Source organism: Rhodobacter flavimaris, assembly GCF_021378075.1.
In the GTDB taxonomy this organism is placed as follows: Bacteria; Pseudomonadota; Alphaproteobacteria; order Rhodobacterales; family Rhodobacteraceae; genus Rhodobacter; species Rhodobacter flavimaris.
On the sequence record NZ_JAJUOS010000001.1, the window covers coordinates 399,931 to 426,613 of the forward strand.

Annotated in this window: 28 protein-coding genes and 1 pseudogene; 21 read left to right on the top strand and 8 right to left on the bottom strand. The window is 63.8% G+C overall.

From position 1 onward, the window contains the following. Nucleotides 1–110: 110 nt before the first annotated feature. Complete coding sequence (locus LZA78_RS01980) at nt 111–1,082, bottom strand: quinone oxidoreductase family protein (RefSeq protein WP_233675268.1); 972 nt, start codon at nt 1,080–1,082, stop codon at nt 111–113. A gap of 2 nt (nt 1,083–1,084) precedes the next feature. After that, a pseudogene (locus tag LZA78_RS01985) lies at nt 1,085–1,492 on the bottom strand (carboxymuconolactone decarboxylase family protein). 122 nt (nt 1,493–1,614) lie between these two features. On the opposite strand from LZA78_RS01985, the gene LZA78_RS01990 reads away from it, so the two are divergent. From LZA78_RS01990 to LZA78_RS02030, 9 genes are all read left to right on the top strand, one after another. Beyond that, nucleotides 1,615–2,601, top strand: a complete 987-nt coding sequence (locus tag LZA78_RS01990; protein WP_233675269.1) for a class 1 fructose-bisphosphatase — start codon at nt 1,615–1,617, stop codon at nt 2,599–2,601. Nucleotides 2,602–2,667: 66 nt separating this feature from the next. Beyond that, nucleotides 2,668–3,360, top strand: coding sequence for a ribulose-phosphate 3-epimerase (rpe, locus tag LZA78_RS01995; RefSeq protein WP_233675270.1), 693 nt, complete (start codon nt 2,668–2,670; stop codon nt 3,358–3,360). A 68-nt stretch (nt 3,361–3,428) separates the two neighbouring features. Continuing rightward, on the top strand, nt 3,429–4,337 hold the full coding sequence (locus LZA78_RS02000; RefSeq protein ID WP_233675271.1) for an MBL fold metallo-hydrolase: 909 nt from the start codon (nt 3,429–3,431) through the stop codon (nt 4,335–4,337). A gap of 78 nt (nt 4,338–4,415) precedes the next feature. Beyond that, nucleotides 4,416–4,967 carry a thioredoxin family protein gene (locus LZA78_RS02005; protein ID WP_233675272.1) on the top strand — a complete coding sequence of 184 codons (552 nt, stop codon included), beginning with the start codon at nt 4,416–4,418 and terminating at the stop codon, nt 4,965–4,967. Between the two features lie 2 nt (nt 4,968–4,969). After that, nucleotides 4,970–5,647 (top strand): phosphoglycolate phosphatase, encoded by a 678-nt coding sequence (gph, locus tag LZA78_RS02010; protein WP_233675273.1) that lies wholly within the window; start codon nt 4,970–4,972, stop codon nt 5,645–5,647. A 61-nt stretch (nt 5,648–5,708) separates the two neighbouring features. Further along, nucleotides 5,709–6,575, top strand: a complete 867-nt coding sequence (locus LZA78_RS02015; protein ID WP_233675274.1) for an MBL fold metallo-hydrolase — start codon at nt 5,709–5,711, stop codon at nt 6,573–6,575. A 23-nt stretch (nt 6,576–6,598) separates the two neighbouring features. Continuing rightward, complete coding sequence (locus LZA78_RS02020; RefSeq protein ID WP_233675275.1) at nt 6,599–7,027, top strand: TIGR01244 family sulfur transferase; 429 nt, start codon at nt 6,599–6,601, stop codon at nt 7,025–7,027. A gap of 21 nt (nt 7,028–7,048) precedes the next feature. After that, nucleotides 7,049–8,800 (top strand): SulP family inorganic anion transporter, encoded by a 1,752-nt coding sequence (locus LZA78_RS02025; RefSeq protein WP_233675276.1) that lies wholly within the window; start codon nt 7,049–7,051, stop codon nt 8,798–8,800. A 179-nt stretch (nt 8,801–8,979) separates the two neighbouring features. Next, a complete protein-coding gene (locus LZA78_RS02030) occupies nt 8,980–9,753 on the top strand; it encodes a LuxR family transcriptional regulator (protein WP_233675277.1) in 774 nt (257 codons plus the stop codon). Between the two features lie 265 nt (nt 9,754–10,018). On the opposite strand, the gene tsf is transcribed toward LZA78_RS02030, so the two are convergent. Together tsf and rpsB are read right to left on the bottom strand one after the other, a co-directional pair. Beyond that, on the bottom strand, nt 10,019–10,930 hold the full coding sequence (gene tsf / locus LZA78_RS02035; protein ID WP_233675278.1) for a translation elongation factor Ts: 912 nt from the start codon (nt 10,928–10,930) through the stop codon (nt 10,019–10,021). Nucleotides 10,931–11,002: 72 nt separating this feature from the next. After that, nucleotides 11,003–11,764: a 30S ribosomal protein S2 gene (gene rpsB, locus LZA78_RS02040; protein WP_233675279.1), complete on the bottom strand. Its 762-nt coding sequence runs from the start codon at nt 11,762–11,764 to the stop codon at nt 11,003–11,005. 184 nt (nt 11,765–11,948) lie between these two features. Between rpsB and LZA78_RS02045 the strand changes: the two genes are divergently transcribed. The 3 genes from LZA78_RS02045 (at nt 11,949) to LZA78_RS02055 (ending at nt 14,522) form a co-directional block, all read left to right on the top strand. Continuing rightward, nucleotides 11,949–12,854, top strand: coding sequence for a PfkB family carbohydrate kinase (locus tag LZA78_RS02045; RefSeq protein WP_233675280.1), 906 nt, complete (start codon nt 11,949–11,951; stop codon nt 12,852–12,854). Then, nucleotides 12,851–13,765, top strand: coding sequence for a pseudouridine-5'-phosphate glycosidase (locus tag LZA78_RS02050; RefSeq protein ID WP_233675281.1), 915 nt, complete (start codon nt 12,851–12,853; stop codon nt 13,763–13,765). The genes LZA78_RS02045 and LZA78_RS02050 overlap by 4 nt, the downstream gene beginning before the upstream one ends. 64 nt (nt 13,766–13,829) lie before the next feature. After that, nucleotides 13,830–14,522, top strand: a complete 693-nt coding sequence (locus LZA78_RS02055; RefSeq protein WP_233675282.1) for a DUF502 domain-containing protein — start codon at nt 13,830–13,832, stop codon at nt 14,520–14,522. A gap of 40 nt (nt 14,523–14,562) precedes the next feature. Here LZA78_RS02055 and LZA78_RS02060 read toward each other — a convergent pair whose 3' ends face one another. Next, nucleotides 14,563–15,336 (bottom strand): 3-hydroxybutyrate dehydrogenase, encoded by a 774-nt coding sequence (locus LZA78_RS02060; RefSeq protein ID WP_233675430.1) that lies wholly within the window; start codon nt 15,334–15,336, stop codon nt 14,563–14,565. 288 nt (nt 15,337–15,624) lie between these two features. Here LZA78_RS02060 and LZA78_RS02065 point away from each other — a divergent pair, with 288 nt between their 5' ends. The 3 genes from LZA78_RS02065 (at nt 15,625) to LZA78_RS02075 (ending at nt 17,988) form a co-directional block, all read left to right on the top strand. Next, nucleotides 15,625–17,448, top strand: a complete 1,824-nt coding sequence (locus LZA78_RS02065) for an extracellular solute-binding protein (protein ID WP_233675283.1) — start codon at nt 15,625–15,627, stop codon at nt 17,446–17,448. Then, nucleotides 17,445–17,561 (top strand): lipoprotein, encoded by a 117-nt coding sequence (locus LZA78_RS02070; RefSeq protein WP_233675284.1) that lies wholly within the window; start codon nt 17,445–17,447, stop codon nt 17,559–17,561. The genes LZA78_RS02065 and LZA78_RS02070 overlap by 4 nt, the downstream gene beginning before the upstream one ends. 103 nt (nt 17,562–17,664) lie before the next feature. Beyond that, nucleotides 17,665–17,988, top strand: a complete 324-nt coding sequence (locus LZA78_RS02075) for a hypothetical protein (RefSeq protein ID WP_233675285.1) — start codon at nt 17,665–17,667, stop codon at nt 17,986–17,988. On the opposite strand, the gene LZA78_RS02080 is transcribed toward LZA78_RS02075, so the two are convergent. Next, nucleotides 17,989–18,612 (bottom strand): helix-turn-helix domain-containing protein, encoded by a 624-nt coding sequence (locus LZA78_RS02080; protein ID WP_233675286.1) that lies wholly within the window; start codon nt 18,610–18,612, stop codon nt 17,989–17,991. 48 nt (nt 18,613–18,660) lie between these two features. Here LZA78_RS02080 and LZA78_RS02085 point away from each other — a divergent pair, with 48 nt between their 5' ends. From LZA78_RS02085 to LZA78_RS02095, 3 genes are all read left to right on the top strand, one after another. Further along, the gene (locus LZA78_RS02085) at nt 18,661–20,193 is read left to right on the top strand and encodes a class I adenylate-forming enzyme family protein (protein ID WP_233675287.1); all 1,533 of its coding nucleotides are present in this window, start codon (nt 18,661–18,663) and stop codon (nt 20,191–20,193) included. Next, entirely contained in the window at nt 20,190–20,831 is a 642-nt protein-coding gene (locus LZA78_RS02090) for a DsbA family oxidoreductase (protein WP_233675288.1), read from the top strand. Before LZA78_RS02085 ends, LZA78_RS02090 begins: the two co-directional genes overlap by 4 nt. Nucleotides 20,832–20,985: 154 nt before the next feature. Continuing rightward, nucleotides 20,986–22,143 (top strand): multidrug effflux MFS transporter, encoded by a 1,158-nt coding sequence (locus tag LZA78_RS02095; protein WP_233675289.1) that lies wholly within the window; start codon nt 20,986–20,988, stop codon nt 22,141–22,143. A gap of 8 nt (nt 22,144–22,151) precedes the next feature. Here the strand turns inward: LZA78_RS02095 and aroB are convergent, their stop codons facing one another. Together aroB and LZA78_RS02105 are read right to left on the bottom strand one after the other, a co-directional pair. Then, on the bottom strand, nt 22,152–23,264 hold the full coding sequence (aroB, locus tag LZA78_RS02100; protein WP_233675290.1) for a 3-dehydroquinate synthase: 1,113 nt from the start codon (nt 23,262–23,264) through the stop codon (nt 22,152–22,154). A 1-nt stretch (nt 23,265) separates the two neighbouring features. Continuing rightward, nucleotides 23,266–23,829, bottom strand: a complete 564-nt coding sequence (locus tag LZA78_RS02105) for a shikimate kinase (RefSeq protein ID WP_368861006.1) — start codon at nt 23,827–23,829, stop codon at nt 23,266–23,268. 190 nt (nt 23,830–24,019) lie between these two features. Here LZA78_RS02105 and LZA78_RS02110 point away from each other — a divergent pair, with 190 nt between their 5' ends. From LZA78_RS02110 to LZA78_RS02120, 3 genes are all read left to right on the top strand, one after another. Beyond that, a complete protein-coding gene (locus tag LZA78_RS02110; protein WP_233675291.1) occupies nt 24,020–24,166 on the top strand; it encodes a hypothetical protein in 147 nt (48 codons plus the stop codon). A gap of 70 nt (nt 24,167–24,236) precedes the next feature. Next, the gene (locus tag LZA78_RS02115) at nt 24,237–25,730 is read left to right on the top strand and encodes a hypothetical protein (RefSeq protein ID WP_233675292.1); all 1,494 of its coding nucleotides are present in this window, start codon (nt 24,237–24,239) and stop codon (nt 25,728–25,730) included. Beyond that, entirely contained in the window at nt 25,727–26,677 is a 951-nt protein-coding gene (locus LZA78_RS02120; RefSeq protein WP_233675293.1) for a site-specific tyrosine recombinase XerD, read from the top strand. Before LZA78_RS02115 ends, LZA78_RS02120 begins: the two co-directional genes overlap by 4 nt. Nucleotides 26,678–26,683 lie beyond the last annotated feature (6 nt).

A 26,683-nucleotide genomic window follows, 5' to 3' on the forward strand; every position in this document is an offset into this window, starting at 1 on the left:
TTAGTCACCGATGGGCGGTTCAAACTAACAGGTCTACTGCAGTCAAAATCACCAAACAGCCAATACTCATAATCGGTATTATGTAATCAATATTGATATATTTTCGGCCTTTACGGGATCAGAACCGTACTTCCCGTCGTCGTCCGTGCCTCCAAAGCCTCATGCGCGCGCGCTACGTCACCAAGATCATAGGTCTGGCCGATCTCGATCGAAATCTCTCCACTCCCGATCATTGTGAACAGATCTGCGCTTGCGGTCTGCAACCAACCAGGAACTGCCGTGTGGTGGAACAAGGTTGGCCGGGTCAGCCGCAGCGAGCCGCGAGCGAGATCGCCGATCTTGAAATCACTTTCGGGACCGGAACTTTGGCCAAAGCACACCAGTGAGCCAAACCGCTGCAAAACATCCAGTGATTTCATTACGGTATCCGCACCGACCGAGTCATAGACAGCAGACACACCGGCGCCACCTGTCAGGTCCATCACTTTCGCCACGAAGTCTTCGCTGCGATAGTCGATCACCGCGTCATAGCCGTGACTCAGCGCCAACGCACATTTCTCGGGGCCACCGGCTGTCCCAATCGCGCGAACTCCGAGCGCATTAAGCCATTGTCCAGCGATCAGTCCGACGCCGCCGGCGGCGGCATGGAAAAGAACCGTTTCTCCGCGCGTTACGGGGCAAGAATGATTCAGAAGATAATGCGCTGTTAGCCCTTTGAGCATCGAAGCTGCCGCGATTTCATCAGAAACATTGTCTGGAATAACAACAGCTTGTGAAGCATTTATAACGCGATGCGAGGCGTAGGCTCCGTTCGGCATGACGTAACCGACACGCTGCCCAGGTGCAAGATCCACACCGGCACCGACAGCCTCGATAACACCCGCTGCCTCGGCGCCCGTCACCAGATCGCGCTCAACCGGCCAAGGATACGACCCGGTTCGAAAATAAACATCAATGAAATTCAATCCGATAGCGGTATGTCTTATCAGGATCTCACCGGCGCCCGGAGTGGGTAGATCAATCTCGATCCGGCGGAATTTCTCGGCGCTTCCCGGGGATTCAATCGCGATTGCGTAGGCCATGTTCACTCCTTGTCCATCTGAAAGGCCGCATCAACCGGGATGCATAACGCATTGAGAAGCTGGTTGGTTTTGCCCGCCGAGGACACGACGCGCAGGAAATCCGTGAACTCCTCGGGGGTCATTCCTTTCGCACGCGCGGCTGCAAGATGCGAATGCGTGCATTATTCACAGGAATTCGCAATGGAAACAGCGGCGTAGATCATCTCTTTGACCTTTGGCTCCAGCGCCGACGGTGTCGCCATAACCGCCTTCACCTCCGCCCAGGTCTGCTCCAGCAATGCCGGGTCGAACGCCAGGTAGCGCCAGACGTTATTGATGAAATCGCTGCCGCGCGTTTGCCGGATATCGTCAAATACGGCCTTGACGCGCGGATCGGACTCGGGGTCGCCTGGGGGTGTTACGGTCGCCATATGTACCTCTGCTTTGGCCCAAGAATGGCGCGCGCACCCTACCCCGTCAATCGCGCTTCCCGATTGAAACCGCGGCGGTTTGGCGCGATAGATCGCGGGCCGGAACTGGACAGGAGGATGGCATGTCTCTCGATCTTACAGGGCTTTCGCTCGGCCCGGAACTGACCGATGTCATGCAGCGCCTGACCCAAGTGGGCGCCGAATTGCAGCGTCTGATTGCGCGCAACGGGATCGACGGCGATCTTGGCGCCAGTGCCGGCACCAACGCGGGCGGTGACGGCCAGAAGGCGCTCGATGTGCTGGCAGATGAGGCGTTCATGGCGGCGCTGCAGGACTCTGCCGTGGCTTATTACGCCTCGGAAGAGCAAGACGACATCCTGACCTTCGGCAGCGGCGCGCTTGCACTGGCGATCGACCCGCTAGACGGCTCTTCGAATATCGACGTAAACGTTTCCATTGGAACGATTTTTTCGATTTATCCCGCAGCCAAGACGGCCGAGGCGAGTTTTCTGCGCCCGGGGTCCGAGCAAATCGCCGCCGGTTACATGATCTTTGGCCCGCAATGCACACTAATCGCGACCTTTGGGCACGGCGTCCTGCAATGGGTGCTCGACCCGAACAGCGGACGGTTTGAGCGCCTTGCGGATCTGCCCCGGATGGGCCCTGAGACCTCGGAATTCGCGATCAACGCCTCGAACAAGCGGCACTGGCCCGCGCCGATTCAGGCCTTCATCGACCACCTGATTGCCGGCGCCGATGGCCCGCGCGGGCGCAACTTCAACATGCGCTGGATTGCCTCGCTGGTCGCCGAGACGCACCGTATCCTCAAGCGCGGCGGCGTGTTCCTCTATCCGGGCGACAGCCGCCGCGGGTATGAGCGCGGCCGCCTGCGCCATGTCTACGAATGCGCGCCCATTGCCTTTGTCATCACGCAGGCGGGCGGCGCGGCGACCGACGGCTATCACCCGATCCTTGATGCGATCCCCGACAGCCTTCACGCGCGCACGCCATTTGTCTTCGGCACTGCCCCCAAGGTTCGCCGCATCGCGCGCTACCACGACCATCCCGAGGAAGCCGCGCTGATCCCCGACGAGCACCTGCATCGCTAAGCTTGCGTTACCGGGCGCTTTGAGGGAAAAGGCGCCCAGATAACCCCGCCCTGCCCCGAGGATGCCATGACCAGCTTCGATCGCTCTATCAAGATTGCCCCGTCGATCCTGTCCGCCGATTTCGCCGACTTCGGGCGTGAAATTCAGGCCATCGAGGCGCAGGGCGCCGACTGGGTCCACGTGGACGTCATGGACGGGCATTTCGTGCCGAACCTGACCTTCGGGCCGCCGCTGTGCAAGGCGATCCGCCCGCATATCAAGACGGTGATGGACGTTCACCTGATGATCGCGCCGGTTGACCCTTATATCGACGCCTTTGCCGATGCCGGTGCCGATGTGATCACCGCGCATCTCGAGGCCGGGCCGCATATCCACCGCACGCTTCAGGCGATCCGAGGTGCGGGCTGCAAGGCCGGTCTTGCGATCAACCCAGGCACCGGCATCGACGGCATCGAGTATCTGCTCGACCAGCTCGACTTGGTCTGCGTGATGACGGTGAACCCCGGGTTTGGCGGGCAGAAGTTCATCCACTCGCAGATCGACAAGGTGCGCGCGCTGCGCGCGATGATCGGTGATCGCCCGATCCATATCGAGATCGACGGCGGCATCACGCCGGAAACCGCGCCACTGATGGCCGCGGCTGGCGCCGATGTGCTGGTGGCGGGCTCGGCTGTCTTCAAGGGCGGTTCGGTTTCGAACCCCGCGCCTTACGGCGAGAATATCCGCGCAATCCGGGCCGCCGCCGAGGCCGCGCGCTAAGGCGTCTTGCTCCTCCCCGAAAATGCATTCATATTCGAATGAATGAATGCCAGTAAGGGAGGACTGGAATGCAACTCACGCGCCGCACGATTCTTCGCACGGCCCTGGCTGCCGGGGCAAGCGGGCTTTTGCCCGTCCGCAGCTTCGCTGCCAGCCAGCTGGCACTGGGCACAGCCACGCTCGACACGCTTTCGGACGGGCACCTCGTGCTGCCGCTCGCGTTCATCTCGGACAATCCGGGCGCGCCCGAACTGCTGGCCCGGCACGGCCTCAGCGGCCCGCAGCTGGAATCACCCTGCAACGTCACACTGTATCGCGACGGCACCAACACGGTTCTCTTCGATGTCGGCGCAGGCCCCGATTTCATGCCGACTGCGGGCAAACTTGCCGAGGCTTTTGACGCGCTTGGCGTGACGCCGGAGGATATCACGCATGTCGTCTTCACCCACGCGCATCCCGACCACCTCTGGGGCGTGCTTGACGATTTCGATGAGCCGATCTTTGCCAACGCCACGCACCTCATGGGTCGTGCCGAGTATGATTTCTGGGCCGATCCGAACACCGCCAGCACCATCGGCGGCGGGCGCGAGACCTTTGCGGCAGGCGCGATCCGGCGCCTTCAAGCACTTGAGGATCGCATCGTAACCTTTGAGGATGGCGAAGAAATCATTCCCGGCATCGGTGCGCGCGCAAGCTATGGCCACACGCCGGGCCATATGTCGTTCGAGGTGCGTCAGGGCAATGCCTCGGCGCTGATCGTCGGCGATGCGATCGCCAACGCGCATCTGGCCTTCGAGGCGCCGTCCTGGGCCTCTGGCTCGGACCAGGATGCCGAGATGGGCGCCAAGACGCGCCTTGAACTGCTTGGGGCGCTTGCCGATGGTACCATGCCGATGGTCGGCTTCCACCTGCCCGAGGGCGGCGTCGGGCGCGTCGAGCGCGCCGGCGATGTCTTCCGCTTCATCCCCGAGGCCTGACCAAAAGGGCGCCGCCAAGGCTTGCCTTGCGCGGCGCTCCGGCTAGGTTGGCGATGATACCGGACACAGGAGCACACCATGGCCGTCACCCCTCCCGTCTGCGATTTCGGCTGGAAAGCGCCCAGCTTTGTGCTCTCCGGCGCCGATGGCAAGAACTGGAGCCTTGATGACATTCGCGGCCCCAAGGGCACGCTGATCATGTTTATCTGCAACCACTGCCCCTATGTGCTTGCGATCATGGACCGCCTGCTGCGTGACGCAGCGGCGCTGCAAGCCGCCGGGATCGGGGTCGCCGCGATAAGCGCGAATGATGCCGACGCCTACCCGGACGACAGCTTCATAAATATGCTCCGCATGTCGCGCGAAAAGCACTTCTCTTTCCCCTACCTCTACGACGAAACGCAAGAGGTCGCCCGCGCCTATGGCGCCGCCTGCACCCCTGATTTCTTCGGCTTCAACGCCCAGGATGAGCTGCAATACCGCGGGCGTCTGGATGCCTCGGGGCGTAACCCCGGCCCTGCGGATGCGCGGCGTGAGTTGTTCGAGGCGATGATGCAGGTAGCTGAAACCGGCCAAGGCCCGCGCGAACAGGTCGCCTCGATGGGCTGCTCGATCAAGTGGAAGGACTGACCATGACGCTGCCCTCGATCGTCTTCGATCTTGACGGAACGCTGATCGACTCGGCGCCCGACATTCACGCGGCCTCGAACGCCGTTCTGGCCGAGCATGGCTTTGCCCCGCTGACCTTGCCGCAGGTGCGCAGCTTCGTGGGCAAGGGTGTGCCGCACCTGGTGCATCGCCTGCTGGAGGCCTCCGAGGCCGATCCGAATGGCCCGCTGCACGCCCGCATGGTCGCCGATTTCACCGCCCGATACGAAGAGGCCGTGACCCTGACCGCGCTTTATCCCGGCGTGCGCGGGGCGCTTGAGGCGCTGGCGCAGGCCGGCCATCCGCTTGGCATCTGCACCAACAAGCCGATTGCGCCCACCATGGCCGTGCTGCGCCATTTCGCGCTCGATACCCTGTTCGACGTGGTGATCGGCGGAGACAGCCTGCCGGTCCGCAAACCCGACCCGCAGCCGCTTTTGAAGGCGCATCAGGTGCTTGGACGCGCGCGGATGCTCTATGTTGGCGACAGTGAGGTAGATGCCGAAACGGCTGCTGCTGCGGGTCAACCCTTCCTGCTGTTCACCGAGGGCTACCGCAAGACCCCGGTGGCCGAGATGCCCCATGCCATCGCTTTCTCGGATTATGCTATGCTGTCAGGCATTGTGACGCACTTCCCCTGGGTTACGGCTGCGGCCGATTGATCGCGCCCGCGCCGACCCCATATGAAGCGCAGAAATCCGTCCGACCGCAGGAGGAGAAAAGATGCTCAACCCCGTCGTTCAGGCCTTTTTCGACGAGGCGACCAATACCGTGACCTATGTGGTCAAGGATCCGCAAAGCACCGCCTGCGCGGTGGTCGATAGCGTGCTTGATTTCGACTATGCCTCGGGGCGCACCGATACGCGCTCGGCCGACGCGGTGATCGCCTATATTCGAGAAAACGGCCTCAGCGTGGCCTGGATACTTGAGACCCATGTGCATGCCGACCACCTCTCGGCCGCGCCCTATATCCAGGAGCGTCTTGGCGGCAAGATCGGCATCGGCGACCGGATCAAGATCGTGCAGGACACCTTCGGCAAGATCTTCAACGAGGGGACCGAGTTCCAGCGCGACGGCTCGCAATTCGACAAGCTCTTCGTCGAGGGAGACAGTTTCGAGATCGGCGGGCTAGTCGGCCACGTCCTGCATACGCCGGGGCACACTCCGGCCTGCCTGACCTATGTGATCGGCGACGCTGCTTTCGTGGGCGACACGCTCTTCATGCCCGACTACGGCACTGCGCGCTGCGATTTCCCCGGCGGCTCGGCCGAGGTGCTGTATCTCTCGATCCAGAAAATCCTCGCCCTGCCCGACGCGACGCGCGTTTTCGTGGCGCATGACTACCTGCCCCCGGGACGCGAGGACTACCAGTGGGAAACCACTGTGGCCGAAGAGCGCGCGCGGAATATCCATATCGGTGGCGGCAAGTCCAAGGACGATTTCGTCAAGATGCGCACCGAACGTGATGCAACCCTCGCGATGCCGCGCTTGATCATCCCATCGCTGCAGGTAAACATGCGAGCCGGGCAGATGCCCCCGCCCGAGGATGACGGAAGGACCTATCTCAAGGTCCCGGTCAACGGGCTCTAACCGAAGCGTGGCAGGAGACAGGCATGGAGTTGCGGCAGATTACGCCGGAGTTTGCGGTGGCGCCGCAGATCACCCCCGAGGATGTGGCTGAACTGGCCCGCATGGGGTATCGCACCCTGATCAACAACCGCCCCGATGAAGAGATCGAGGCGCAGCTGGACAGCCGCGCCATGGCCGAGGCCGCAGCAGCCTCCGGCATGGCCTATATCCACCTGCCCTATTATCCGGGCGCGCTGACGCCCGATCTGGTTGCCGCCTTCGAGGCCACCATGACACAGATCGAGGGGCCGGTGCTTGCCTATTGCCGATCTGGCACCCGCTCGTCGCATCTCTGGGCGATGTCCGAGGCAGGTTCGCGCCCGATCGACGAGATCGTCTCGCTGGCGGCCAAGGCGGGTTACGACCATTCTGGCCTCGTGCCGCTGTTGGCGCAGCACGAGGCGGATCGGTAGAGAAAGGCCGCGCAAGCGCCCATGTTGAAAAGATATTTCCCGATTCTGACATGGGCGCCAGACTACCGCCGCGCGACGTTTGAGGCCGATCTGGTCGCCGCCGTGATCGTTACGATCATGCTGATCCCGCAGTCTCTGGCCTATGCCTTGCTGGCCGGGCTGCCTGCGCAGGTAGGCCTTTACGCCTCGATCGCGCCGCTTGTGCTTTATACGCTCCTGGGCACCTCGCGCACGCTTGCGGTCGGGCCGGTTGCGGTGGCCTCGCTCATGACCGCCGCGGCGGTGGGAGAGATTGCCGCCAAGGGCACCGCCGAGTATCTGGGCGCCGCGATTGCGCTGGCCTTCCTGTCCGGCGCGATGCTGCTGGCCATGGGCTTCCTGCGCCTCGGTTTCATCGCGTCTTTTCTCAGCCATCCAGTTATTTCCGGCTTCATCTCGGCCTCAGGCATCCTGATTGCCGCCAGCCAGATCAAGCACCTTCTGGGGGTCTCGGCGAACGGCAAGACGCTGCCCGAAATCGCCCGATCACTGGCCGAGCATCTGGGCACGACAAACATCCCAACGCTGATCATCGGCATCGGCGCCATCGTGTTTCTGTTCTGGGCCCGCAAGGGCCTGCGTCAGGCGTTGGAGCGGCTTGGGGTCAAGCCCCGTCTTGCGGGGTTGCTGGTGCGCGCAGCCCCGGTATTTGCGGTCTTCGTGACCATCCTTGTGACTTGGGCATTCGATCTTGAGGCCGCAGGCGTGCGCGTCGTGGGCACCGTCCCTCAGGGGCTTCCCACACCAGCCTTGCCGCCCTTCGACCTTACGCTTTGGACGCGATTGGCGGTGCCCGCCCTGCTGATCTCAATCGTCGGCTATGTCGAGACGATCTCGGTCGCGCAGACACTGGCCGCGAAGCGCCGTCAGCGGATCGATCCGGATCAGGAGCTTGTGGCCCTTGGCGGCGCCAACCTCGCCTCGGCCTTCTCTGGCGGCTTTCCGGTGACCGGAGGGTTTGCGCGCTCGGTCGTGAATTTTGACGCAGGGGCAGAAACGCCGGCTGCGGGGGCGTTTACCGCGATCGGAATGGCACTGGCGACGGTTCTGCTGACCCCGGCGCTTTACTACCTTCCACAAGCGACCCTTGCTGCGACCATCGTCGTTGCGGTGCTCAGCCTCGTCGATCTGGGCGCGATCCGGCGAACCTACAGCTATTCGCGCGGCGATGCGCTGGCGATGGTCGTGACGATCCTTGTGACCCTCGGCGTCGGCGTCGAGGCCGGGATCTCGGCGGGCGTCGGGCTTTCAGTGCTGCTTCAACTCTGGCGCAGCTCTCGCCCGCATTATGCCGTTCTGGGTCAGGTGCCGGGGACCGAGCATTTCCGCAACATCAAGCGCCACCGCGTCATCACCGCTTCCGATGTGCTGTCTTTGCGCGTCGATGCGAGCCTGTGGTTCCCGAACGCCCGCTTTCTGGAAGACACGATCTATGGCGCCGTCGCCGCCGACCCCGCGATACGCCACGTCGTGCTGAACTGCCCGGCGGTGAACTTCATCGACTCCTCCGCGCTCGAGGCGCTTGAGGCGGTGAACCAGCAGCTCAAGGACGCAGGCGTTTTGCTGCATCTGTCCGAGGTCAAAGGCCCCGTGATGGATCGGCTGAAACGCTCTGACCTGATCGCGCATCTGGGCGGGCAGGTCTTTCTGACGCATCACGACGCGCTCTGCGCCCTTTCGCCCAAGCTTACAATGGGAACGCAGAACGCACCGCGCTGCGAGACTGCGCGATAGCTTGTTGCGTTTATGATCGGCTTTGACTTGTTTTCTTGCTGCAGCTTGCGACGGCAGGATTAGATAGGCTATAGGTTCTCTATAGCGCGCACAGATACAGTCTCCCTTTTTGGCAACACTCGCTTCGGCTAGTCCCTTGGCGTCTGAGCAGCTACGATGGATCGTCCCTTGGAGAGCAAATGCTCGAACACCTCGAAAAAGTTCTGAATTGCGAGGACATCGACACCATCTGGGCGCTGCATTGCGAACGCATGACGCAATATGGCTTTAACCGGCTACTCTATGCGCTGACCCGATTTCACACCCAGAATGGCTTTGGCAATCTCGACGACACGCTGATCTTGTCAAACCACGATCCGGCCTACCTCTCAGCCTTTCTCGACACTGGCGCGTTTAACGACGGCCCAATGGTCAAATGGGCTGCCCGGAACGTTGGCCATTGTTCGTGGCGCTGGATCGCCGAGCAGATTGAGGCGGGCGCCTTCACCCCGGCCGAGATGAAGGTCGTCGAGCTGAACCTGCGCCACAATGTGCGCGCGGGTGTATCGATCAGCTTCCCGGACGTGAATGTGCGCACCAAGGGCGGGATCGGCCTGTGCGCGCGCGAAGACTTGCGCCAGCACGAGGTTGACGCGATCTGGAAGGAATATGGCCGCGAACTCATGGTGATAAACAATGTCACCCACCTGCGGATTTCGTCCCTGCCCTATAAGACCAAGCGCGGTTCGCTGACACCGCGCCAACGCGAAGTGCTCGAATGGGTTGCTGATGGAAAGACCGCGGCCGACATCGCGACGATCATGGGACTGACGGTCGCAACCGTGGAAAAACACCTGCGCCTGACCCGCGATGCGTTGGACGTGGAGACGACTGCGCAGGCAGTTCTGAAGGCCTCGGTGCAGAAACAGATCTTTCTGGCGGGCTCGTCGCCGCAGCGCAGCAAAAATTACTGAAAGGTCAGGAAAACCCGACTGGCGTTTTCCTGCCGATATGGTTTCATAGAAATGTTCCGTGAGTGGTGGCTTTGGCCAGGAACTAGGGCTGGAACGAGGTCGATGATTGTTCCGATAGCGGGCTAGCTCTCCGGTTTTCCCGGATTAGGTCCGGGCGTTCGTATTTTCGGACGTCCGGCCTTTCTATTTTTGGGCCCTGAAAAGCGTCCAGACAAAGAAAAACGCCGCCCAGTTGGGGCGGCGTTCGTTTGTTCGAGGCGAAAGATCAGGCGCCAGCCATGGTCTTGGCGACTTCGGCGGCGAAGTCCTCTTCTTTCTTCTCGATGCCTTCGCCGACGGCGACGCGGGCATAACCGGTGATCTCGACGCCGGCCTCTTTCGCGGCCTGCTCGACGGTCAGGTCCGGGTTGATGACGAAAGCCTGGCCAAGCAGCGTGTTCTCGGCGAGGAATTTCTTCATGCGGCCCGGGATGATGTTGTTGTGGATCACCTGCTCGGGCTTCGGCTTGGCCGAGGTCGCGTTCTCTTCCAGCGCCTTGGCGGTCTGCACCTGCAGCTCGCGCTCGACAACGGTCGGATCGAGGGTCGCTTCCGAGAGCGAGAGCGGGTTGGTCGCCGCGATGTGCATCGCGAACTGCTTGCCGATCTCTTGTGCCTTGGCCGCGTCACCCTTCAGCGCGACGAGCACGCCGATCTTGCCCATGCCTTCGGCAGCGGCGTTGTGCACGTAGGACACGACACTGTCGCCTTCCAGCATATGCATGCGGCGGAAGGTCATGTTCTCGCCGATACGGGCGATGGCGTTGGTCAGAACCTGCTCGACGGTTTCGCCGTTCAGGTCGGCAGCCTTGACGACCTCAACCGATTCACCGGTTTCCAGCGCGATCTTGGTGATCTCGCGAACCAGGCTCTGGAAGTCGGCGTTCTTGGCGACGAAGTCGGTTTCCGAGTTGATCTCGATGGCGACGCCACGGCCGGCATCAACAGCCACGCCGATCAGGCCTTCGGCGGCCACACGGTCGGCTTTCTTGGCGGCTTTCGCTAGGCCCTTGGTGCGCAGCCAGTCGATGGCGGCTTCCATGTCGCCATTGGTCTCGGTCAGCGCCTTCTTGGCGTCCATCATGCCTGCGCCCGAAGTTTCGCGCAGTTCTTTCACCATCGCAGCGGTAATCGCCATGGGATCTCTCCTCTGAATTGGGTCTGGGCGGGGTTACCCCCGCCCGATGTCATCCGTGTGACGGACGAGGCCTCAGGCCTCGGCAGCTTCCTCGACGGGCGCTTCTTCGAGCGCGCCGAGATCGACGCCGGCAGCGCCCATCTGGGCGGTCATGCCGTCGAGAGCCGCACGGCTCACGAGGTCGCAGTAGAGCGAGATGGCGCGTGCAGCGTCATCGTTGCCCGGGATGATGTAGTCCACGCCCTTGGGCGAGCAGTTGGTGTCGACCACGGCCACAACCGGGATACCCAGCTTCTGGGCTTCGAGGATGGCGAGGTCTTCCTTGTTCACGTCGATGATGAACAGCAGGTCCGGCAGGCCGCCCATCTCGCGGATACCGCCGAGCGAGGCTTGCAGTTTGATCTGCTCGCGCTCCATCTGGAGACGCTCTTTCTTGGTCAGACCTTCGGCGCCCGAAGCGAGCACTTCGTCGATCTGCTTGAGACGCTGGATCGACTGCGAAACGGTCTTCCAGTTGGTGAGCGTGCCGCCCAGCCAACGGTGGTTCATGTAATACTGTGCGCACTTTTCAGCGGCTTCGGCGACGGCTTTCGCAGCCTGACGCTTGGTGCCGACGAACAGAACACGGCCGCCCTTGGCGACGGTGTCGCGCACGACTTGCAGAGCAGCGTCCAGCATCGGGACGGTCTGGGTCAGGTCGATGATGTGGATACCATTGCGGTCGCCATAGATGAACTCCGCCATGCGCGGGTTCCAGCGTTGCGTCTGGTGACCAAAGTGAACGCCAGCTTCGAGCAGCTGACGCATGGAGAAATCGGGAAGCGCCATGTCCATTTCCTTTTCCGGTTTGCGCCTGAGCGGAGGATTAGGGGGATTACCCCAACCGGTGGACCGAACGGGGATTTCTCCCCCGAAGGCCCGCCTCCGCCTGTGAAGTGCGCGCGATATAGCCGCCATTGATCGCCATGGCAACCCCCTGCCCTCTTGCGCTGCTCAACAATGAGATGCACCAAGAGGCATGACAGACAAACCAGACATTCTTTGCATTGGCTCGGTCCTGTGGGACATCATAGGGCGCGCCTCGGTTCATATGCGCGCAGGCTCCGATGTACCAGGCCATATCCTGCGCCTGCCGGGCGGCGTGGCGATGAATATTGCCATGACGCTGACGCGCTTTGGCCTGCGGCCAGCGATCCTGACGGCCATCGGGCGCGACAGCCAGGGCGCCGACCTGATCGCCGAGGCTAAGGTACAGGGCATCGACTGCCGTTTTCTCTACCGTTCGGACGATCTACCGACTGACCGCTATATGGCGATCGAGGGCGCGAACGGCCTGATCGCCGCGATAGCCGATGCGCATTCGCTGGAGCAGGCGGGCGACAAGATCCTGCGCCCGCTAGGCGATGGCCGCCTTGGCAGCGCCGAGGCCCCGTGGTCCGGCCCTATCGCGCTCGATGGCAACCTGACCCAAGCGTTGCTGTCTGAAATCGCGCGCTCACCCCTGTTCGCGCAGGCCGATCTGCGCGTGGCCCCGGCCAGCCCCGGCAAGGCCGAGCGTCTCGCGCCCCTGCTGCGCCACCCGCGCACAACGCTTTATGTGAACCTCGAAGAGGCCGGCATCCTGTGTCAGCGCGACTTCGACAGCGCCGAGGCGGCCGCGCGGGGCTTGCTCGCCCGCGGGGCCACCCGCGCCTTGGTGACCGATGGCGGCAAGGCTGCCGCCGACGGCGCGCGGATCGGGGATGAGCAAAGCGTTCTCGTTGCCGCCCCGCCCCCCGTCATGGTGACCCGCGTCACTGGCGCAGGCGATACTTTCATGGCGGCGCATCTTGTCGCCGAACGCGACGGCGCAGACCGCGCCGAAGCCCTTGACCGCGCCCTCAAGGCTGCGGCGCGTTACGTTTCCGGAGAAATGGCCATATGACTGCCCCCCTCACCTTCGCCCCCGAAGTCCGCGCAGCACTTGATGCAGGCAAACCCGTCGTGGCGCTCGAATCCACCATCATCACGCATGGGATGCCCTATCCGCAGAACCTTGAAACCGCCCGCGCGGTCGAGGCTGAGGTGCGCGCCGCAGGCGCCACCCCCGCGACCATCGCGATCATGGGCGGCCATATCCATATCGGCCTGACCGACGAAGAGCTGGAACGTCTTGCACAGGCAGAGGATGTCATGAAGCTCAGCCGCGCCGATCTGGCTGTCTGCCTTGCCGCGAACGGGACCGGGGCGACGACCGTCGCGGCTACCATGATCTGCGCGGCATTGGCGGGGATCCCCGTTTTCGCTACGGGCGGCATCGGTGGCGTGCATCGCGGGGCCGAGGAAAGTTTCGACATCTCGGCCGACCTCGTGGAACTCGGCCTGACCCCGGTCACGGTTGTTGCGGCGGGCGCCAAGGCGATCCTCGACCTGCCGAAAACGCTCGAGGTTCTGGAAACCAATGGCGTGCCGGTGATTGCGTTTGGCCAGGACGAGTTTCCCGCCTTCTGGTCGCGCAACTCGGGCCTCAAGGCTCCGCTGCGCGCCGATACCGCGGCCCAGATTGCCGAGGCGCATCTGATGCGCGCCCAACTTGGCCTGAGCGGCGGCCAACTGGTAGCCAACCCGATCCCGCCCGAGGCTGAAATCGCCCGCGAAGAGATCGTGCCGGTGATCGAAACCGCGTTGGCCGAGGCTGCCGCCCAAGGCATCGCAGCAAAGGCGGTCACACCCTTCCTGCTCCAACGCATTTTCGAGCTGACCGAGGGGCGCTCGCTCGCCTCGAATATCGCCCTTGTTCTGAACAATGCGCGGCTTGCAAGCCGCATCGCGGCCGAAATCTGCGTGCGGCGTTAGCGCGCCCATTGCGCCTTGAATTGGGCGCCCCTAACTAACGGGAAACACCCACAGGGATCACCACATGACCACGCCGCCACCCGAGCCCCACCGCCGCAGAAGCGTTTTCGCGGGGCTGAGGGCCTCATTCCTGACGGGGCTGGTGGTCATTGCACCGATCGGCCTCACCGTATGGATCATGTGGACTGTCGCCGGCTGGGTCGATAGCTGGGTGCTGCCGATGGTGCCGCACCCGTGGCGCCCCGAGCAATATATCGGCATCAACCTGCGGGGCATCGGCGTGCTGATCTTCCTGCTTTTCACGATCATCGTGGGCTGGCTTGCCAAGGGGCTGATCGGGCGCTCATTGCTGCGCGCGGGCGAGCGGCTGGTGGACCGGATGCCGGTCGTGCGCTCGGTCTATAACGGGCTCAAGCAGATCGCCGAAACCGTGCTGTCGCAGGGTGAGGCCAAGTTCGACAAGGCCTGCCTGATCGAATACCCGCGGCCCGGCCTCAAGGCCGTTGCCTTCGTGTCCTCACGCGCGAAGGGCGAGATCGCCAATACGAGCGACCCGGACGATCCGTTGATTTCGGTCTTCCTGCCGACAACGCCGAACCCGACCTCGGGCTTCCTGCTATTCGTTCCGCAGTCGCAGATCACCTATCTGAGCATGAGCGTCGAGGATGCGGCGAAGCTGATCATCTCGGCCGGTCTGGTCTATCCCACGCCGAAAACTCAGGACAAGCCCGGCTCTAAAGAGCGCGCCCCGCAGTAAGGGAATACGGCGCCGAGGCCCTGCCCCGGCGCCGCTTTCATTACAATGCCGTCCAGCCGCCATCGACCGAGATCGTCGTCCCGGTGATCTGCGCCGCCGCGTCCGAGCACAGGAAGACGGCGGTGCCGCCCAGTTGCTCGACCGTTGCGAACTCGCGCGAGGGCTGACGTTCAAGCATCACCTTCTTGATGACCTCTTCGCGGCCCATGTTGTGGGTCTTCATCTGATCGGGGATCTGCGCCTCGACCAGCGGGGTCAGCACGTAGCCCGGGCAGATCGCGTTGCAGGTGATCGGCTCTTCGGCGGTCTCAAGCGCGGTCACCTTGGTCAGGCCGACAACGCCGTGCTTGGCCGCGACATAGGCCGACTTGTAGGGCGAGGCCGTCAACCCGTGCGCAGAGGCGATATTAACGATGCGGCCCCAACCGGCCTCGCGCATCATCGGCAGCGCCGCCGCCGTCGTGTGGAAGGCGGAGCTGAGGTTGATCGCGATGATCGCGTTCCACTTGTCCGCCGGGAATTTGTCGATCGGAGAGACATACTGGATGCCCGCATTGTTCACGAGGATGTCGCAGATACCCGCCTGCTCGACCAGCGCGCGGCATTCCTCGGCGCTTGACATATCGGCTTTGATGTAGCGCGCGACGACGCCGAATTCCTTGCCAAGATCCTCGGCCAGCTTGTGGTCCTCGGGCCGGTCCGTGAAGGAGTTCAGCACGACATTCGCCCCCGCCCTTGCCAGCTCCCGCGCCACGCCGAGCCCGATGCCCGAGTTAGAGCCGGTAATGATGGCGGTTTTCCCCTTGAGCGTCATGGTCATCTCTCTCCTTCCAACGGATTTCCGGCGCGAGATTATCCGACTGCGCAGCAATATCCATGCCGCTTGAACAAAAAACTGTGAGGAGGCGATCAGGGCATAAAAAAACGCCCGCACGAGGCGGGCGTTAAGTCATGAGGCAGGTTTCATACAGGCAAGAAACCTATCGAGCAGTGCTTTCTATATACGCCTAACCTCTCGCCTATCCAAGGGAAAAGTTTGCCTAACCCCGCGTCGGCGTTTAGCTTGCAACCCAAATTCGGACGCGAAACAGGGTGTGTCGCAATGGTGAAATCGGTGATTTGTCGTGCTCTTCGGGCCTCGTTGCTGGCGCTGAGCCCTGTATTGCTTGGGGCAGCCGCCTGGGCAGAGCCGCAGCACGGAATTGCCATGTATGGCGCACCTGCCCTGCCCGAGGGGTTCACCCACCTTCCCTATGCCAACCCGGAGGCTCCTAAGGGTGGCAGAATCCGCATGGGCGAATCGGGTAGCTTTGACAGCCTCAACCCCTGGATCCTCAACGGGCGCGCCGCGCAGGGGATTTCCGCCTATGTCACCGAATCGCTCATGGGCCGCAGCTACGACGAGCCCTTCACCCTTTACGGTCTGCTGGCCGAAAGCGTCGAAACCGACGAGGCACGCTCATGGGTCGAGTTCACCCTGCGCGAAAACGCGCGCTTTTCGGATGGCTCGCCTGTCACTGTCGAAGATGTGATGTGGTCCTATGAGACGCTCGGCTCCCAGGGCCACCCGCGCTACCAGAACGCCTGGCGCAAGGTGGCCAAGATGGAGCAGACCGGCCCGCGCAGCCTGCGCTTCACCTTCTCCGAGCCCGACCGCGAACTCGCGCTGCTGATGGGGATGCGCCCGGTGCTCAAGAAGGCGCAGTGGGAGGGCAAGACCTTTGCCGAGGAAACGCAGACCGTGCCCGTCGGCTCCGGCCCCTATCTGATCGACCGCGTCGAGCAGGGCAAATACATCAGCCTCAAGCGCAACCCCGACTGGTGGGGCAAGGATCTGGGCTTCAACCGGGGCCAGCACAATTTCGATGAGATCCGCTACGACTATTTCGGCGATGGCGGGGTCGTCTTCGAGGCTTTCAAAGGCGGCGAGATCGACACCTGGCGCGAAACGAACGCCGCGAAATGGGCGCGCGATTTCGACTTCCCGGCGGTGCAGGATGGCCGCGTCGTCAAATCCGAGATCCCGCACCAGCGCCCCTCGGGTATCCAGGGCCTCGTAATGAACACCCGCAAGCCGGTCTTTGAGGACTGGCGCGTGCGCGAGGCGATGATGCTCGCCTTCAACTTCGAATTCATCAACGCCACGCTGAATGATGGCAGCGAGCCGCGCATCACCTCGTTCTTCTCGAACTCGGTTCTGGGGATGCAGCCGGGGGCAGCGCAGGGCAAGGTTGCCGAACTACTTGCGCCCTTCGCCGCCGACCTGCTGCCGGGCGTCATCGCCGGCTACGAACTGCCGGTCTCCGACGGGTCCGAGCTGAACCGCGGTAATACCCGCAAGGCGATCAAGCTGCTCGAGGAAGCCGGCTGGCAGGTGGACAAGGACGGCGTTCTGAAGAACGCGGACGGCACCCCATTCACCTTCGAGATCGTCCTGCAACAGGGCGCGGCCGAGACCTCATCGGTGGTTGATATCTACGTCGAGGCGCTCTCGCGGCTTGGGATCTTCCCGAAGGTGACCAATATCGACGACGCGCAGTACACCGCGCGCACGAACGCCTATGACTTCGACATGGCATGGTATGTCCGCGCGCTCTCGCTCTCGCCGGGCAATGAGCAGATGCTTTACTGGGGCGCGCGCGGCGTGACCGAGCCTGGCTCGCGCAACTGGATGGGCATGAACGTGCCCGCCGCAGAGGTCATGGTCACCGCCATGGTCAGCGCCCGCGAGACCGAGGATTTCATCGCCGCGACTCAGGCACTCGACCGTATCCTGACAGCGGGGCGCTACGTGATCCCCAGCTGGTATTCGCGCGTGTCGCGGCTGGCACATATTCGTGAACTTCACTTCCCCGAGCGGCTTCCGCTATACGGGGATTGGCCGGGCTTTCAGCCCGATGTCTGGTGGTATGAGGAAGCGCAATGAAGAAACTGATCCTTCTGGCGGCCCTGGCGGCGGCATTGGCTGGCTGTAACACCGTGGCGGGCGTGGGCGATGACGTCTCCAGCGGCGCGCGCACGGTTCAGGGCTGGTTCTGACGCCGCCTGCCCGCGCGATTTTCCTTTTCTTTCGAGACGTTGAGGCGCAAACTTTGCCAAGGGCGCGCGAATGGAGGAGTCGCGCCCCGGCAAGGAGTTGTCAATGAAATGGCATCACATACAGGAAAACTGGGCAGCCTTTTACGACGCCATTCTGGATCGCTGGCCTGACGCCGACGAGGCAGAGCTTGAGGAGATCGACGGCGATCAGCGCGCCTTCATCGCCTATATCGCCGAACTGTCCGGCCAGGAGCCCGGCGACGCGCGCGAGGAAATCCGCGAATGGATGATGGGCGAATTGCCCTCGGACGTTGTGATGGACCCGCGCCACGATAACCACTCCATCGCGCTCTCGGCCAAGTTCGTCCCAGAGGGCGAGGATGAATATGACGACGATTCCCGCTTTGGCGATGACGGGCGCGAGTGATCAGGTCAGCGACGTCACCCAGAGCACGGTCGCATCCTCGGGGCTGACCGAAATCAGGTTGTGGCCCATCGAGGCGTCGTAATAGGCGCTGTCGCCGCGCTTGAGTTCGACGGGCTCATAGAACTCGGTGTAGAGGCGCACGACACCCGTCAGGACGTAGAGGAACTCTTCCCCGTCGTGGCGCACCCAGCCGTTGAACTCCTCGACCTTGCGGGCACGGATGCGGGCGCGGTACGGCAGCATCTGCTTGGTGCGCAGCGTGCCGGCCAGCAATTCATGCTCATAGGTCGTGGTGATATGCGCGGCACCTTCGCCCGATTTGGTGACCGCCATGCGCCCCATCACCTGCCCCTTCGAGGGCGGCGTGAACAGCTGCGGGACCGAGATTTCCAGCCCTTCGGCCAGCTTCTTCAGCGCCTCATAGGTCGGCGACATCTGCCCGTTCTCGATTTTCGAGAGGGTCGAGCGCGCCAGTCCCACCGCATTCGCGGCCTGCTCCAGCGTCCAGCCACGGGCGCGGCGCAGCTCGCGCACGCGCGAGGCCAGGTCGATCGGCTCGGGCGAGATTTCCTCGCCGCTCTCGCGCGCGATGCGTATGATTTTAGCCTGCTCGATCTCGCCCATCCTGGCCTCTGACTTGCATCGCAACCGGCTTGGACGTAGCAGACCTATATGATCGCTGTCCATGCCTCGCCCCCGATTGCCCCGCCGCCCGCCGCCTTCAACCTTGCGGCGCATGTGCTGGCCTGCGCGCCAAGCATGGGCGAACGCAGCGCGATGCAGATCCTGCGCCCCACCGGGGCCGAGCGTTGGTCTTATGCCCGGCTTGAGGCCGCCGTGCGTGGCGCGGGCACCGGGCTTCTGGCCGCGGGCCTTACCCCCGGCGACCGCGTCCTGCTGCGGCTTGGCAATACGCCCGAGTTTCCCGTGGCCTTCCTTGGCGCCATTGCCGTGGGCCTCGTGCCCGTGCCGACCTCGTCGCAGCTGACGGTGCCCGAGGTGACCCGCATCGCACAGGAAATCCGCCCCGCCGCAGTGATTGCCGGAGATGGGATCGCCCTGCCCGACTGGCCCGCACCGATCATCCCCGAGGCGCAGCTGCGCGGGTTTGAGGCTCTGCCGCCCTGCGACTACGCCATTGGCGATCCGAACCGGCTGGCTTACCTGATCTACACCTCGGGCAGCTCGGGGCGGGCGCGCGCCGTGATGCATGCCCATCGCGCAATCTGGGCGCGCCAGATGATGCATCAGGGCTGGTATGGCATGACGGGCGCTGACCGCCTGCTGCACGCCGGGGCCTTCAACTGGACCTATACGCTCGGCACCGGGTTGATGGACCCCTGGACGCTTGGCGCAACCGTCCTGATCCCCGGTGCGGGAGTAACACCCGACCAGCTACCGCTGCTGCTGCGTCGCTTCGATGCCACAATTTGTGCTGCTGTTCCGGGTGTTTACAGGCAAATCCTCAAGAATCACGCGAATCTGTCCCTGCCGCGCCTGCGCCATTGCCTGACGGCGGGTGAGGCCATGCCCACCTCGGTCCGTGCGCGCTGGAACGAGGCGACCGGCACCAAGATTTTCGAGGCACTTGGGATGTCCGAATGCTCGACCTTCATCTCGGCCTCGCCCACACGCCCGGCCCCCGAAGGCGCGATGGGCTACCCGCAAGACGGCCGGAGCATCGCGGTTCTGGACCAGACCGGCGCGCCCGTGGCCCGTGGTGAGGCTGGCATCCTGGCCGTGCACCGCGCCGACCCGGGCCTGTTCCTTGGCTATTGGGAGCAACCCGAGGAAACCGCCTCCCGCTTCACCGCCGATGGCGAATGGTTTCTGACCGGCGACAGCGTTGCAATGGCCGAGGATGGCGCGATCTCCTACCTCGGGCGTAACGATGACATGATGAACGCTGGCGGCTTCCGGGTCTCGCCGCTTGAGGTCGAGGCCACGATGGCCACGTGCCCCGATGCTGGAGAGGTCGCCGCGGTCGAGATCCGCGTCAAGGCCGAGGCCTCGGTCATAGCGCTTGCCTGGACCGGACCGGCCACCGAGGCCGCCCTGACTGAGCACGCCGCGCAAAATCTTGCGCGCTACAAACAGCCCCGTCTTTGGCGCCACGTCGCCACCCTGCCCCGCAACGCCAATGGCAAGATCGACCGCCGCGCCCTGCGCGCGGACTGGCCTGTGCCGCCGGAGACCGCCCCATGATCCGCCTCGATATCTTCGCCGACCCCGTCTGCCCATGGTGCCTGATCGGCAAGGCACGGCTTGACCGCGCGCTGGAGGCCCGGCCGAACCATCCCTTCGTCATCGCCTGGCATCCGTTCCAGCTGAACCCCGCGATGCCTGCGGGCGGGATGCCCCGCCCGGCCTATCTTGAGGCCAAATTCGGCCGTGCCGACGCCGCGCGCTACTATGTGCAAGTGCTTGAAGCCGCGAAAGAGTCCGGGATCGAACTGGACGTCGCCGCGATCCAGACGATGCCCAACACCCGCGACGCGCATCGACTGATCCATTGGGCCGGGATCGAGGGCCGTCAGACCGCCGCCTTCGCCGCGCTGATGCGCGCCTATTGGCGCGAGGGGCGCGATATCGGCAATGCCGAGGTTCTGGCTGATATCGGTGCACAGATCGGCATGGACCGCGACATGGTAGCCCGCCTGCTCGCCTCGGATGCCGATCTCGACGTGATCGCCGAGCGTGAAACCCATGCGCGCGAACGCGGTGTGAACGCCGTGCCAACCTTCGTCATCGCCAACCAATACGTTCTGTCGGGCGCACAGCCGACCGAGACGTGGCTTCAGGTCATCGACGAGTTGACGGCGCAGGACAAACCTGCCGACTGAGCATTTCTGCACAGCCCCCTGCGCGGGGCGGTGCGCAAGCGCCTATGGCCTTCGACACGCGCGGCGCTAAGTTAGGCGCCGTAGAAGGACATATTCTGTGACCAATTCATCGCCCATCGCTTCGCGGCACCTCAGCCTGCCCGAATTCACTGCAATGCTCGCATCGCTGACGGCAACCGTCGCCTTTTCGATCGACGCCATGCTACCCGCTCTGCCGCAGATCGCGGCGTCGCTCTCGCCCGAGGATGTGAACAGCGCGCAACTGGTGCTGACCGCCTTCGTGCTGGGCATGGGGGTTGGCACTTTCGTGGTGGGGCCGATCTCGGACGCCTTCGGGCGCAAGCCCACGATCACCGCTGGAATCCTGATCTACATCGTGGGCGCCGTGTTCGCGACACAGGCCGGCAGCCTGGAAACCCTTCTAGCTGCGCGCTTCATCCAGGGACTGGGAGCCTCCGCGCCCCGTATCGTCTCGATGGCGCTGGTGCGCGATATCTACGCGGGTCGCGAGATGGCGCGCGTGACCTCGATCATCATGATGATCTTCATCCTCGTTCCCGCGATTGCACCCTCCATCGGCGCGTTGATCATTCACTTGAGCGGATGGCGCGGCGTTTTCTGGGCCTTTGTCGTCTTCGGCATCTTCGGCCTGTCCTGGGTCAATATCCGCCAACCCGAGACCCTCCCGCCCGAAGCCCGCCGCTCGCTGCGGCCCACCACGCTGATTGCGGGCGCCCGCGAGGTGTTCGCCGATCGCGAGGTGCGCCTTTACGCAGTGGTCCTGACGCTCGGTTTCGGGCAGATGTTCGCGCTTTTGTCCTCGTCCCAGCAACTCTTCGCAGCCTACGGCGCGGGCGACAGCTTCCCCAAGTGGTTCGCCTTGATGGCGCTGCTGGCAGGGACCGGATCGGTGCTGAACGCCCGTTTCGTCGTGCATGTGGGCATGCGCCCCATCGTGAGCGCAGCCTATCTCATGCAGGTGGCGTCATCTGCGCTGATGCTCGGGCTGCTCATGCTGGGGCTGCCCCAGAGTGGAATTGGCTTTGCCACGATGTTTGCGTGGTCGGTCAGCGTGTTCTTCATGGCGGGCGTGACCTTCGGCAACCTGAACGCGCTCGCGATGCAGAAGATGGGCCATATCGCGGGTATGGTGGCCTCGGCGGTGACGGCCGTATCGACCGTGGGCGCGGTGCTGATCGCGGCGCCGGTGGGGCTGCTGTTCAACGGAACCGCGACACCGATCGTCCTGGCCACGCTGATCTGCTCGGCCGCCGCCGCGCTGCTGATGCGACGCACGGCGCAGTTCGACTAGGGTGCAGCTCAGCCCTGACGGCCGCGCAGCGCGTCGTCGAGCACGGCTTTCAACACGTCGCGCGGCACGTCCGAGGTGACGAAAGCCTGTCCGATCCCGCGCGCGAGGATGAAGCGCATCTTGCCGTCGAGGACTTTCTTGTCCTGCGCCATCAGCTCGATCAGCCCCTCGCTATCCGGCAGATCGCCCGGAATATCGGCCAAGTCCACCTTCATCCCCATGGCGGCCAGATGTGCCCGCACACGGCTGGGCGCCTCTTGGCTGCACAGGCCAAGACGCTGCGACAACTCAAATGCCAGCGCGCAGCCGATGGCCACGCCCTCGCCATGTAACAGGCGGCTGGAATAACCGGTGGCAGCTTCCAGCGCGTGGCAGAAGGTATGCCCGAGGTTCAACAGCGCGCGGTCGCCCTCTTCGGTCTCATCGCGCGCCACGATCTCGGCCTTCATTTCGACCGAGCGCGTCACTGCGCGCAGTCGCGCAACCTTGTCGCCTGCCGCCAGCAGCGGGCCATTGGCTTCGAGCCAGTCGAAAAAGGCCGCATCCCCCAGAAGGCCGTATTTCACGACCTCGCCATACCCGGCCAGGAAATCACGCTTGGGAAGGCTGTCGAGCAGGTCAATATCGGCCAGCACCAGCGAGGGCTGGTGGAAGGCACCGATCAGGTTCTTGCCCTGCGGCGCGTTGATCCCGGTCTTGCCGCCAACCGAGCTGTCAACCTGCGCCAGCAGCGTGGTCGGGATCTGGACGAAACGGACACCGCGCCGCAAAACGGCCGCCGCGAAACCAACGAGATCGCCGATCACACCGCCGCCAAAAGCAACAACAATATCCTTGCGCTCGACTTTCTGTTCCAGCAGCCACTCGCAGGCGCGTGCGAAATGCGGCCAGCTTTTGGTGGACTCGCCCGCGGGCAGGGCAAGGCTGACCATCTCGACATTGCCAAGCCCGGCGCGCAGGGCCTCAAGATGCAGGGCGCCCACGGTTTCATCGGTGATCACCGCCACGCGGGGCCGGCGCAGCAAGGGGGCAATCTCGGCCCCGGCATTCGCCACCAGCCCCGAGCCGATCCGCACTTCATAGGCGCGCTCGCCCAGCTCAACCCGCACCGTTTCGCGCATCTTATTCCTCCTCGAACAGGCCACCCCGGGCCTGCAAAGCATTTGCGACCTTCTGCGCCATCGCCTCGATCGGCAGCCCGGCCTCTGCCTCGACGACCACCTGAGCCTGGCCGTAAACCGGCTCTCGCTGCGCCAGAAGATTGGCTAACGTGGCCTTCGGGTCGGCCGTGCGCAGAAGCGGGCGCGTGTTCTTGTGGCGCACCCGGTTCCATAGCAGCTCAAGATCAGCTTTCAGCCAAAGCGAGACCCCAAGCCGCGAGATCATTTCGCGATTGCGCTCCGACATGAACGCCCCACCGCCGGTCGAGACCACCGCAGGCGGGCCCGAAAGCAGTCGCTCGAGCACCTCCGATTCGCGGGCGCGGAAGAACGGCTCGCCATCCCGCTCGAAAATCTCGGCCACCGACATTTGCGCGGCCTTCACGATCTCTTCGTCGCTGTCCAGAAAAGGCACCCCCAGCAGACGCGCCAGCGCTGTGCCCACCGCCGTCTTGCCGGACCCCATCATCCCCACGAGGACAACCGTCTTGCGCAGGGCTGGCGGTCTGGAACTCGTCTTGGGCACGTCAGGTCTCCGTCTGGCTTGCGCAAAATCGCGCCAATCGGCGGTCCCTTGCGCAATCGTGATCTTCTGCGCCTTGAATGGCGTGAACTTCCAAGAAATGCCATATATAATCGCATCGGATATGGGCTTTCCGGCCCCCATCGGGCAAAACGAACCGCACCGAACCAAAAGAAGAAACGAAAGGCAGACCATGGGGCGCATCTTCAAGGCCATTCTCACGCTGGTAATTCTGGGCGCGCTGGCCGTCGTGGGCTTCGCCTATTTCGGCGACATGTCCCCGGAAAGCTCCGAGCAGACGGTCGAGATCACCCTGCCGGGGGGCACGAGTGGCAACTGAGCGCAGAGCTCTGATTCCCATTCTTTTCGGGGCGTTTCTCGCCTCGTCCGCTGCGGCCGAAACACAGCCGATGTCGGCGATCGACTGGCTGTCGCGCTCTGTCGTAACGCCGGCCGTCATGGGCTCCGGCACCTCCGCAGCGCCGCGACAGCCGCTGAGCGAGCCGCCCGTGACCGAAGGCGTTGGCACCGAGAATGTCGCAATCAGCTCGCTCGATCGGCCCTCGGCCAACGGGCTGGGCCTGCTGCCGTCCTCGCAGACCGGGCTTCCCCCCGGGCTTTGGGGGAACACGCCAGAAACCGATCTGGCAGAGGCGCTGCGCAAGGAGCGTCTGGACACTCTGCCCGCCATCCAGTCGCTGCTGATCGAACTGTTGCTGGCAGAACTCCAGCCCCCTCGCCTGAGCGCCCCCGACGGGCGCAACGTGCTGTTCCTGGCGCGCATCGACCGGCTGCTGGATCTGGGCGCGCTGGAACCGGCGCTGGCGATGCTTGAGCAGTCCGACCCCACCGACCCCGAGATTTTCCGCCGCCATTTCGACGTGGCGCTTCTGCTAGGGCAGGAAGACGCCGCCTGCGAGATCATGGAGCGCACGCCCTCGGTCGCGCCCTCCTACTCGGCCCGCATCTTCTGCCTTGCGCGGCAGGGCAACTGGGATACCGCGGTACTGACTTTCGGGACAGGTCGCGCGCTTGGCAAGATCGACGATGAAGTCGCGGCACTGCTCGAGCGTTTTCTGGAGCCCGAGCTTGCGGATGACACCGAGGATCTGCCGCCGCCAAGCCGCCCTTCGCCCCTCGTCTTTCGGATGATGGAGGCCATCGGCCAGCCGATGCCGACCGGCCCCCTGCCGGTCGCCTTCGCGCAGTCGGACCTGCGTGCGAACACCGGCTGGAAGGCGCGGATCGAGGCGGCAGAACGGCTGACGCGCATGGGCGCGCTCGACCCCAACCAGCTGTTGGGCCTTTACACCGAGCGCCGGGCGGCGGCCTCGGGTGGCGTTTGGGATCGTGTGCGGATCATCGGCGATCTCGACGCGGCGCTTGAGAGCGAAGATACCGACGCGCTGGTCGAGGTGCTGCCTGCGGCCTATGAGGCGATGCAGGCGCTTGAACTGGAACCCGCGCTGGCCGCGCTTTTTGGCACCCGCGTCGCGCAGACGGGCCTTGAGGGGGACGCAGGCGCGCTCGCCTTCCGCCTCGGCCTTCTGACAGACGAATATCAGGACATTGCCGCAGCGCGCAGCGCGGCCAATCTGGACGAACGACTGCTGATCGGGATCGCGCAAGGTGGCACGACGGGCATTCCCGCGCAGGACCAACTTGGCCTTGCATTAAAGCAGGTCTTCGACATTACGCCCGGCCAGGTGCCTGCGCCCTATGCCGATCTCGTGCCGGGCAAACTGGGCGAGGCCCTGCTGAACGCCATTGACGATATCACCGAGGGCGCCAAGGGCGATTATCGCCGTCTGGTCACCGGGCTGACGTTGATGCGCTACGCCGGGCTTGAAGATGTGGCCCGCCGCACCGGCCTGCAACTGATCATCTTGGAACGCCGCGGATGAGCGCGCCGCCAGATCCGCGCTGGATTCCCGCCTTTGTCGAAGCACAGGCCGCCGAGGCCGGTGCCGCGCGCAACACGCTTTTGGGATATGGGCGCGATCTCAATGTGTTCTACGACTATGTTCACGCGAAATCGCTAAGCTTCGCGACGCTTACACAGGCCAATATCGAGCAATACCTGATCCGCTGCGAGGCCGAGGGCCTTGCCCAATCGACCCGCGCAAGGCGCCTGTCGGCGATCCGGCAGTTGTTCCGTTTCGCCTACGAGGAAGGCTGGCGGTCCGACAACCCATCCATCCGGCTGCGCGGTCCGGGCAAGGCCAAGCGCCTACCCAAGACGCTGACCGTCGCCGAGGTTGACGCGCTGCTGGAGGCTTCCCGCGACCAAGGCCGCAGCCTGCCCGAGCAGATCCGCAACCGCTGCCTGATGGAGATGCTCTACGCCACCGGAATGCGCGTGACCGAACTGGTCTCGCTGCCCGTCTCGGCGGCACGCGGCGACCCTTCGGTTTTGCTGATCCGAGGTAAGGGCGGCAAGGAACGCATGGTGCCCCTGTCCACCCCGGCCCGCGAGGCGCTTGGCGACTGGATCCAACTACGCGATGCAGCCGAGGAAGAGGCGCGCATCAGCCGACGCGCGCCGCCCTCGCGCTTTCTGTTCCCCTCGGCCAGCAAAGAGGGGCATATGACGCGGCAGGGCTTCCACGGGCTGCTCAAGGATATCGCTGTCGCGGCCGGTATCTCGCCCGCGCGTGTCACGCCCCACGTGCTGCGCCACGCCTTTGCGACGCATCTGCTGCAAGGCGGTGCAGACCTGCGCGCGATCCAGACCTTGCTGGGCCACGCCGACCTTTCGACAACCGAAATCTACACCCATGTTCTCGACGAGCACCTCAAGGAGCTGGTGCTGCGCCACCATCCCTTGTCGCGCCCGACGGATGGCACTTGATCCCGG

What these genes read in the sequence shown, in the direction of transcription:
- LZA78_RS02065 (WP_233675283.1), top strand. Translation starts at nt 15,625, where the DNA reads ATGGTGAAATCGGTGATTTGTCGTGCTCTTCGGGCCTCGTTGCTGGCG.
- LZA78_RS02005 (WP_233675272.1), top strand. Translation starts at nt 4,416, where the DNA reads ATGGCCGTCACCCCTCCCGTCTGCGATTTCGGCTGGAAAGCGCCCAGC.
- LZA78_RS01980 (WP_233675268.1), bottom strand. Translation starts at nt 1,082, where the DNA reads ATGGCCTACGCAATCGCGATTGAATCCCCGGGAAGCGCCGAGAAATTC.
- rpe (WP_233675270.1), top strand. Translation starts at nt 2,668, where the DNA reads ATGACCAGCTTCGATCGCTCTATCAAGATTGCCCCGTCGATCCTGTCC.
- LZA78_RS02095 (WP_233675289.1), top strand. Translation starts at nt 20,986, where the DNA reads ATGCTCGCATCGCTGACGGCAACCGTCGCCTTTTCGATCGACGCCATG.
- LZA78_RS02030 (WP_233675277.1), top strand. Translation starts at nt 8,980, where the DNA reads ATGCTCGAACACCTCGAAAAAGTTCTGAATTGCGAGGACATCGACACC.
- LZA78_RS02090 (WP_233675288.1), top strand. Translation starts at nt 20,190, where the DNA reads ATGATCCGCCTCGATATCTTCGCCGACCCCGTCTGCCCATGGTGCCTG.
- LZA78_RS02055 (WP_233675282.1), top strand. Translation starts at nt 13,830, where the DNA reads ATGACCACGCCGCCACCCGAGCCCCACCGCCGCAGAAGCGTTTTCGCG.
- LZA78_RS01990 (WP_233675269.1), top strand. Translation starts at nt 1,615, where the DNA reads ATGTCTCTCGATCTTACAGGGCTTTCGCTCGGCCCGGAACTGACCGAT.
- aroB (WP_233675290.1), bottom strand. Translation starts at nt 23,264, where the DNA reads ATGCGCGAAACGGTGCGGGTTGAGCTGGGCGAGCGCGCCTATGAAGTG.
- LZA78_RS02075 (WP_233675285.1), top strand. Translation starts at nt 17,665, where the DNA reads ATGAAATGGCATCACATACAGGAAAACTGGGCAGCCTTTTACGACGCC.
- LZA78_RS02085 (WP_233675287.1), top strand. Translation starts at nt 18,661, where the DNA reads ATGATCGCTGTCCATGCCTCGCCCCCGATTGCCCCGCCGCCCGCCGCC.
- LZA78_RS02015 (WP_233675274.1), top strand. Translation starts at nt 5,709, where the DNA reads ATGCTCAACCCCGTCGTTCAGGCCTTTTTCGACGAGGCGACCAATACC.
- LZA78_RS02080 (WP_233675286.1), bottom strand. Translation starts at nt 18,612, where the DNA reads ATGGGCGAGATCGAGCAGGCTAAAATCATACGCATCGCGCGCGAGAGC.
- tsf (WP_233675278.1), bottom strand. Translation starts at nt 10,930, where the DNA reads ATGGCGATTACCGCTGCGATGGTGAAAGAACTGCGCGAAACTTCGGGC.
- gph (WP_233675273.1), top strand. Translation starts at nt 4,970, where the DNA reads ATGACGCTGCCCTCGATCGTCTTCGATCTTGACGGAACGCTGATCGAC.
- LZA78_RS02000 (WP_233675271.1), top strand. Translation starts at nt 3,429, where the DNA reads ATGCAACTCACGCGCCGCACGATTCTTCGCACGGCCCTGGCTGCCGGG.
- LZA78_RS02050 (WP_233675281.1), top strand. Translation starts at nt 12,851, where the DNA reads ATGACTGCCCCCCTCACCTTCGCCCCCGAAGTCCGCGCAGCACTTGAT.
- rpsB (WP_233675279.1), bottom strand. Translation starts at nt 11,764, where the DNA reads ATGGACATGGCGCTTCCCGATTTCTCCATGCGTCAGCTGCTCGAAGCT.
- LZA78_RS02115 (WP_233675292.1), top strand. Translation starts at nt 24,237, where the DNA reads ATGTCGGCGATCGACTGGCTGTCGCGCTCTGTCGTAACGCCGGCCGTC.
- LZA78_RS02045 (WP_233675280.1), top strand. Translation starts at nt 11,949, where the DNA reads ATGACAGACAAACCAGACATTCTTTGCATTGGCTCGGTCCTGTGGGAC.
- LZA78_RS02120 (WP_233675293.1), top strand. Translation starts at nt 25,727, where the DNA reads ATGAGCGCGCCGCCAGATCCGCGCTGGATTCCCGCCTTTGTCGAAGCA.
- LZA78_RS02020 (WP_233675275.1), top strand. Translation starts at nt 6,599, where the DNA reads ATGGAGTTGCGGCAGATTACGCCGGAGTTTGCGGTGGCGCCGCAGATC.
- LZA78_RS02060 (WP_233675430.1), bottom strand. Translation starts at nt 15,336, where the DNA reads ATGACGCTCAAGGGGAAAACCGCCATCATTACCGGCTCTAACTCGGGC.
- LZA78_RS02110 (WP_233675291.1), top strand. Translation starts at nt 24,020, where the DNA reads ATGGGGCGCATCTTCAAGGCCATTCTCACGCTGGTAATTCTGGGCGCG.
- LZA78_RS02070 (WP_233675284.1), top strand. Translation starts at nt 17,445, where the DNA reads ATGAAGAAACTGATCCTTCTGGCGGCCCTGGCGGCGGCATTGGCTGGC.
- LZA78_RS02025 (WP_233675276.1), top strand. Translation starts at nt 7,049, where the DNA reads ATGTTGAAAAGATATTTCCCGATTCTGACATGGGCGCCAGACTACCGC.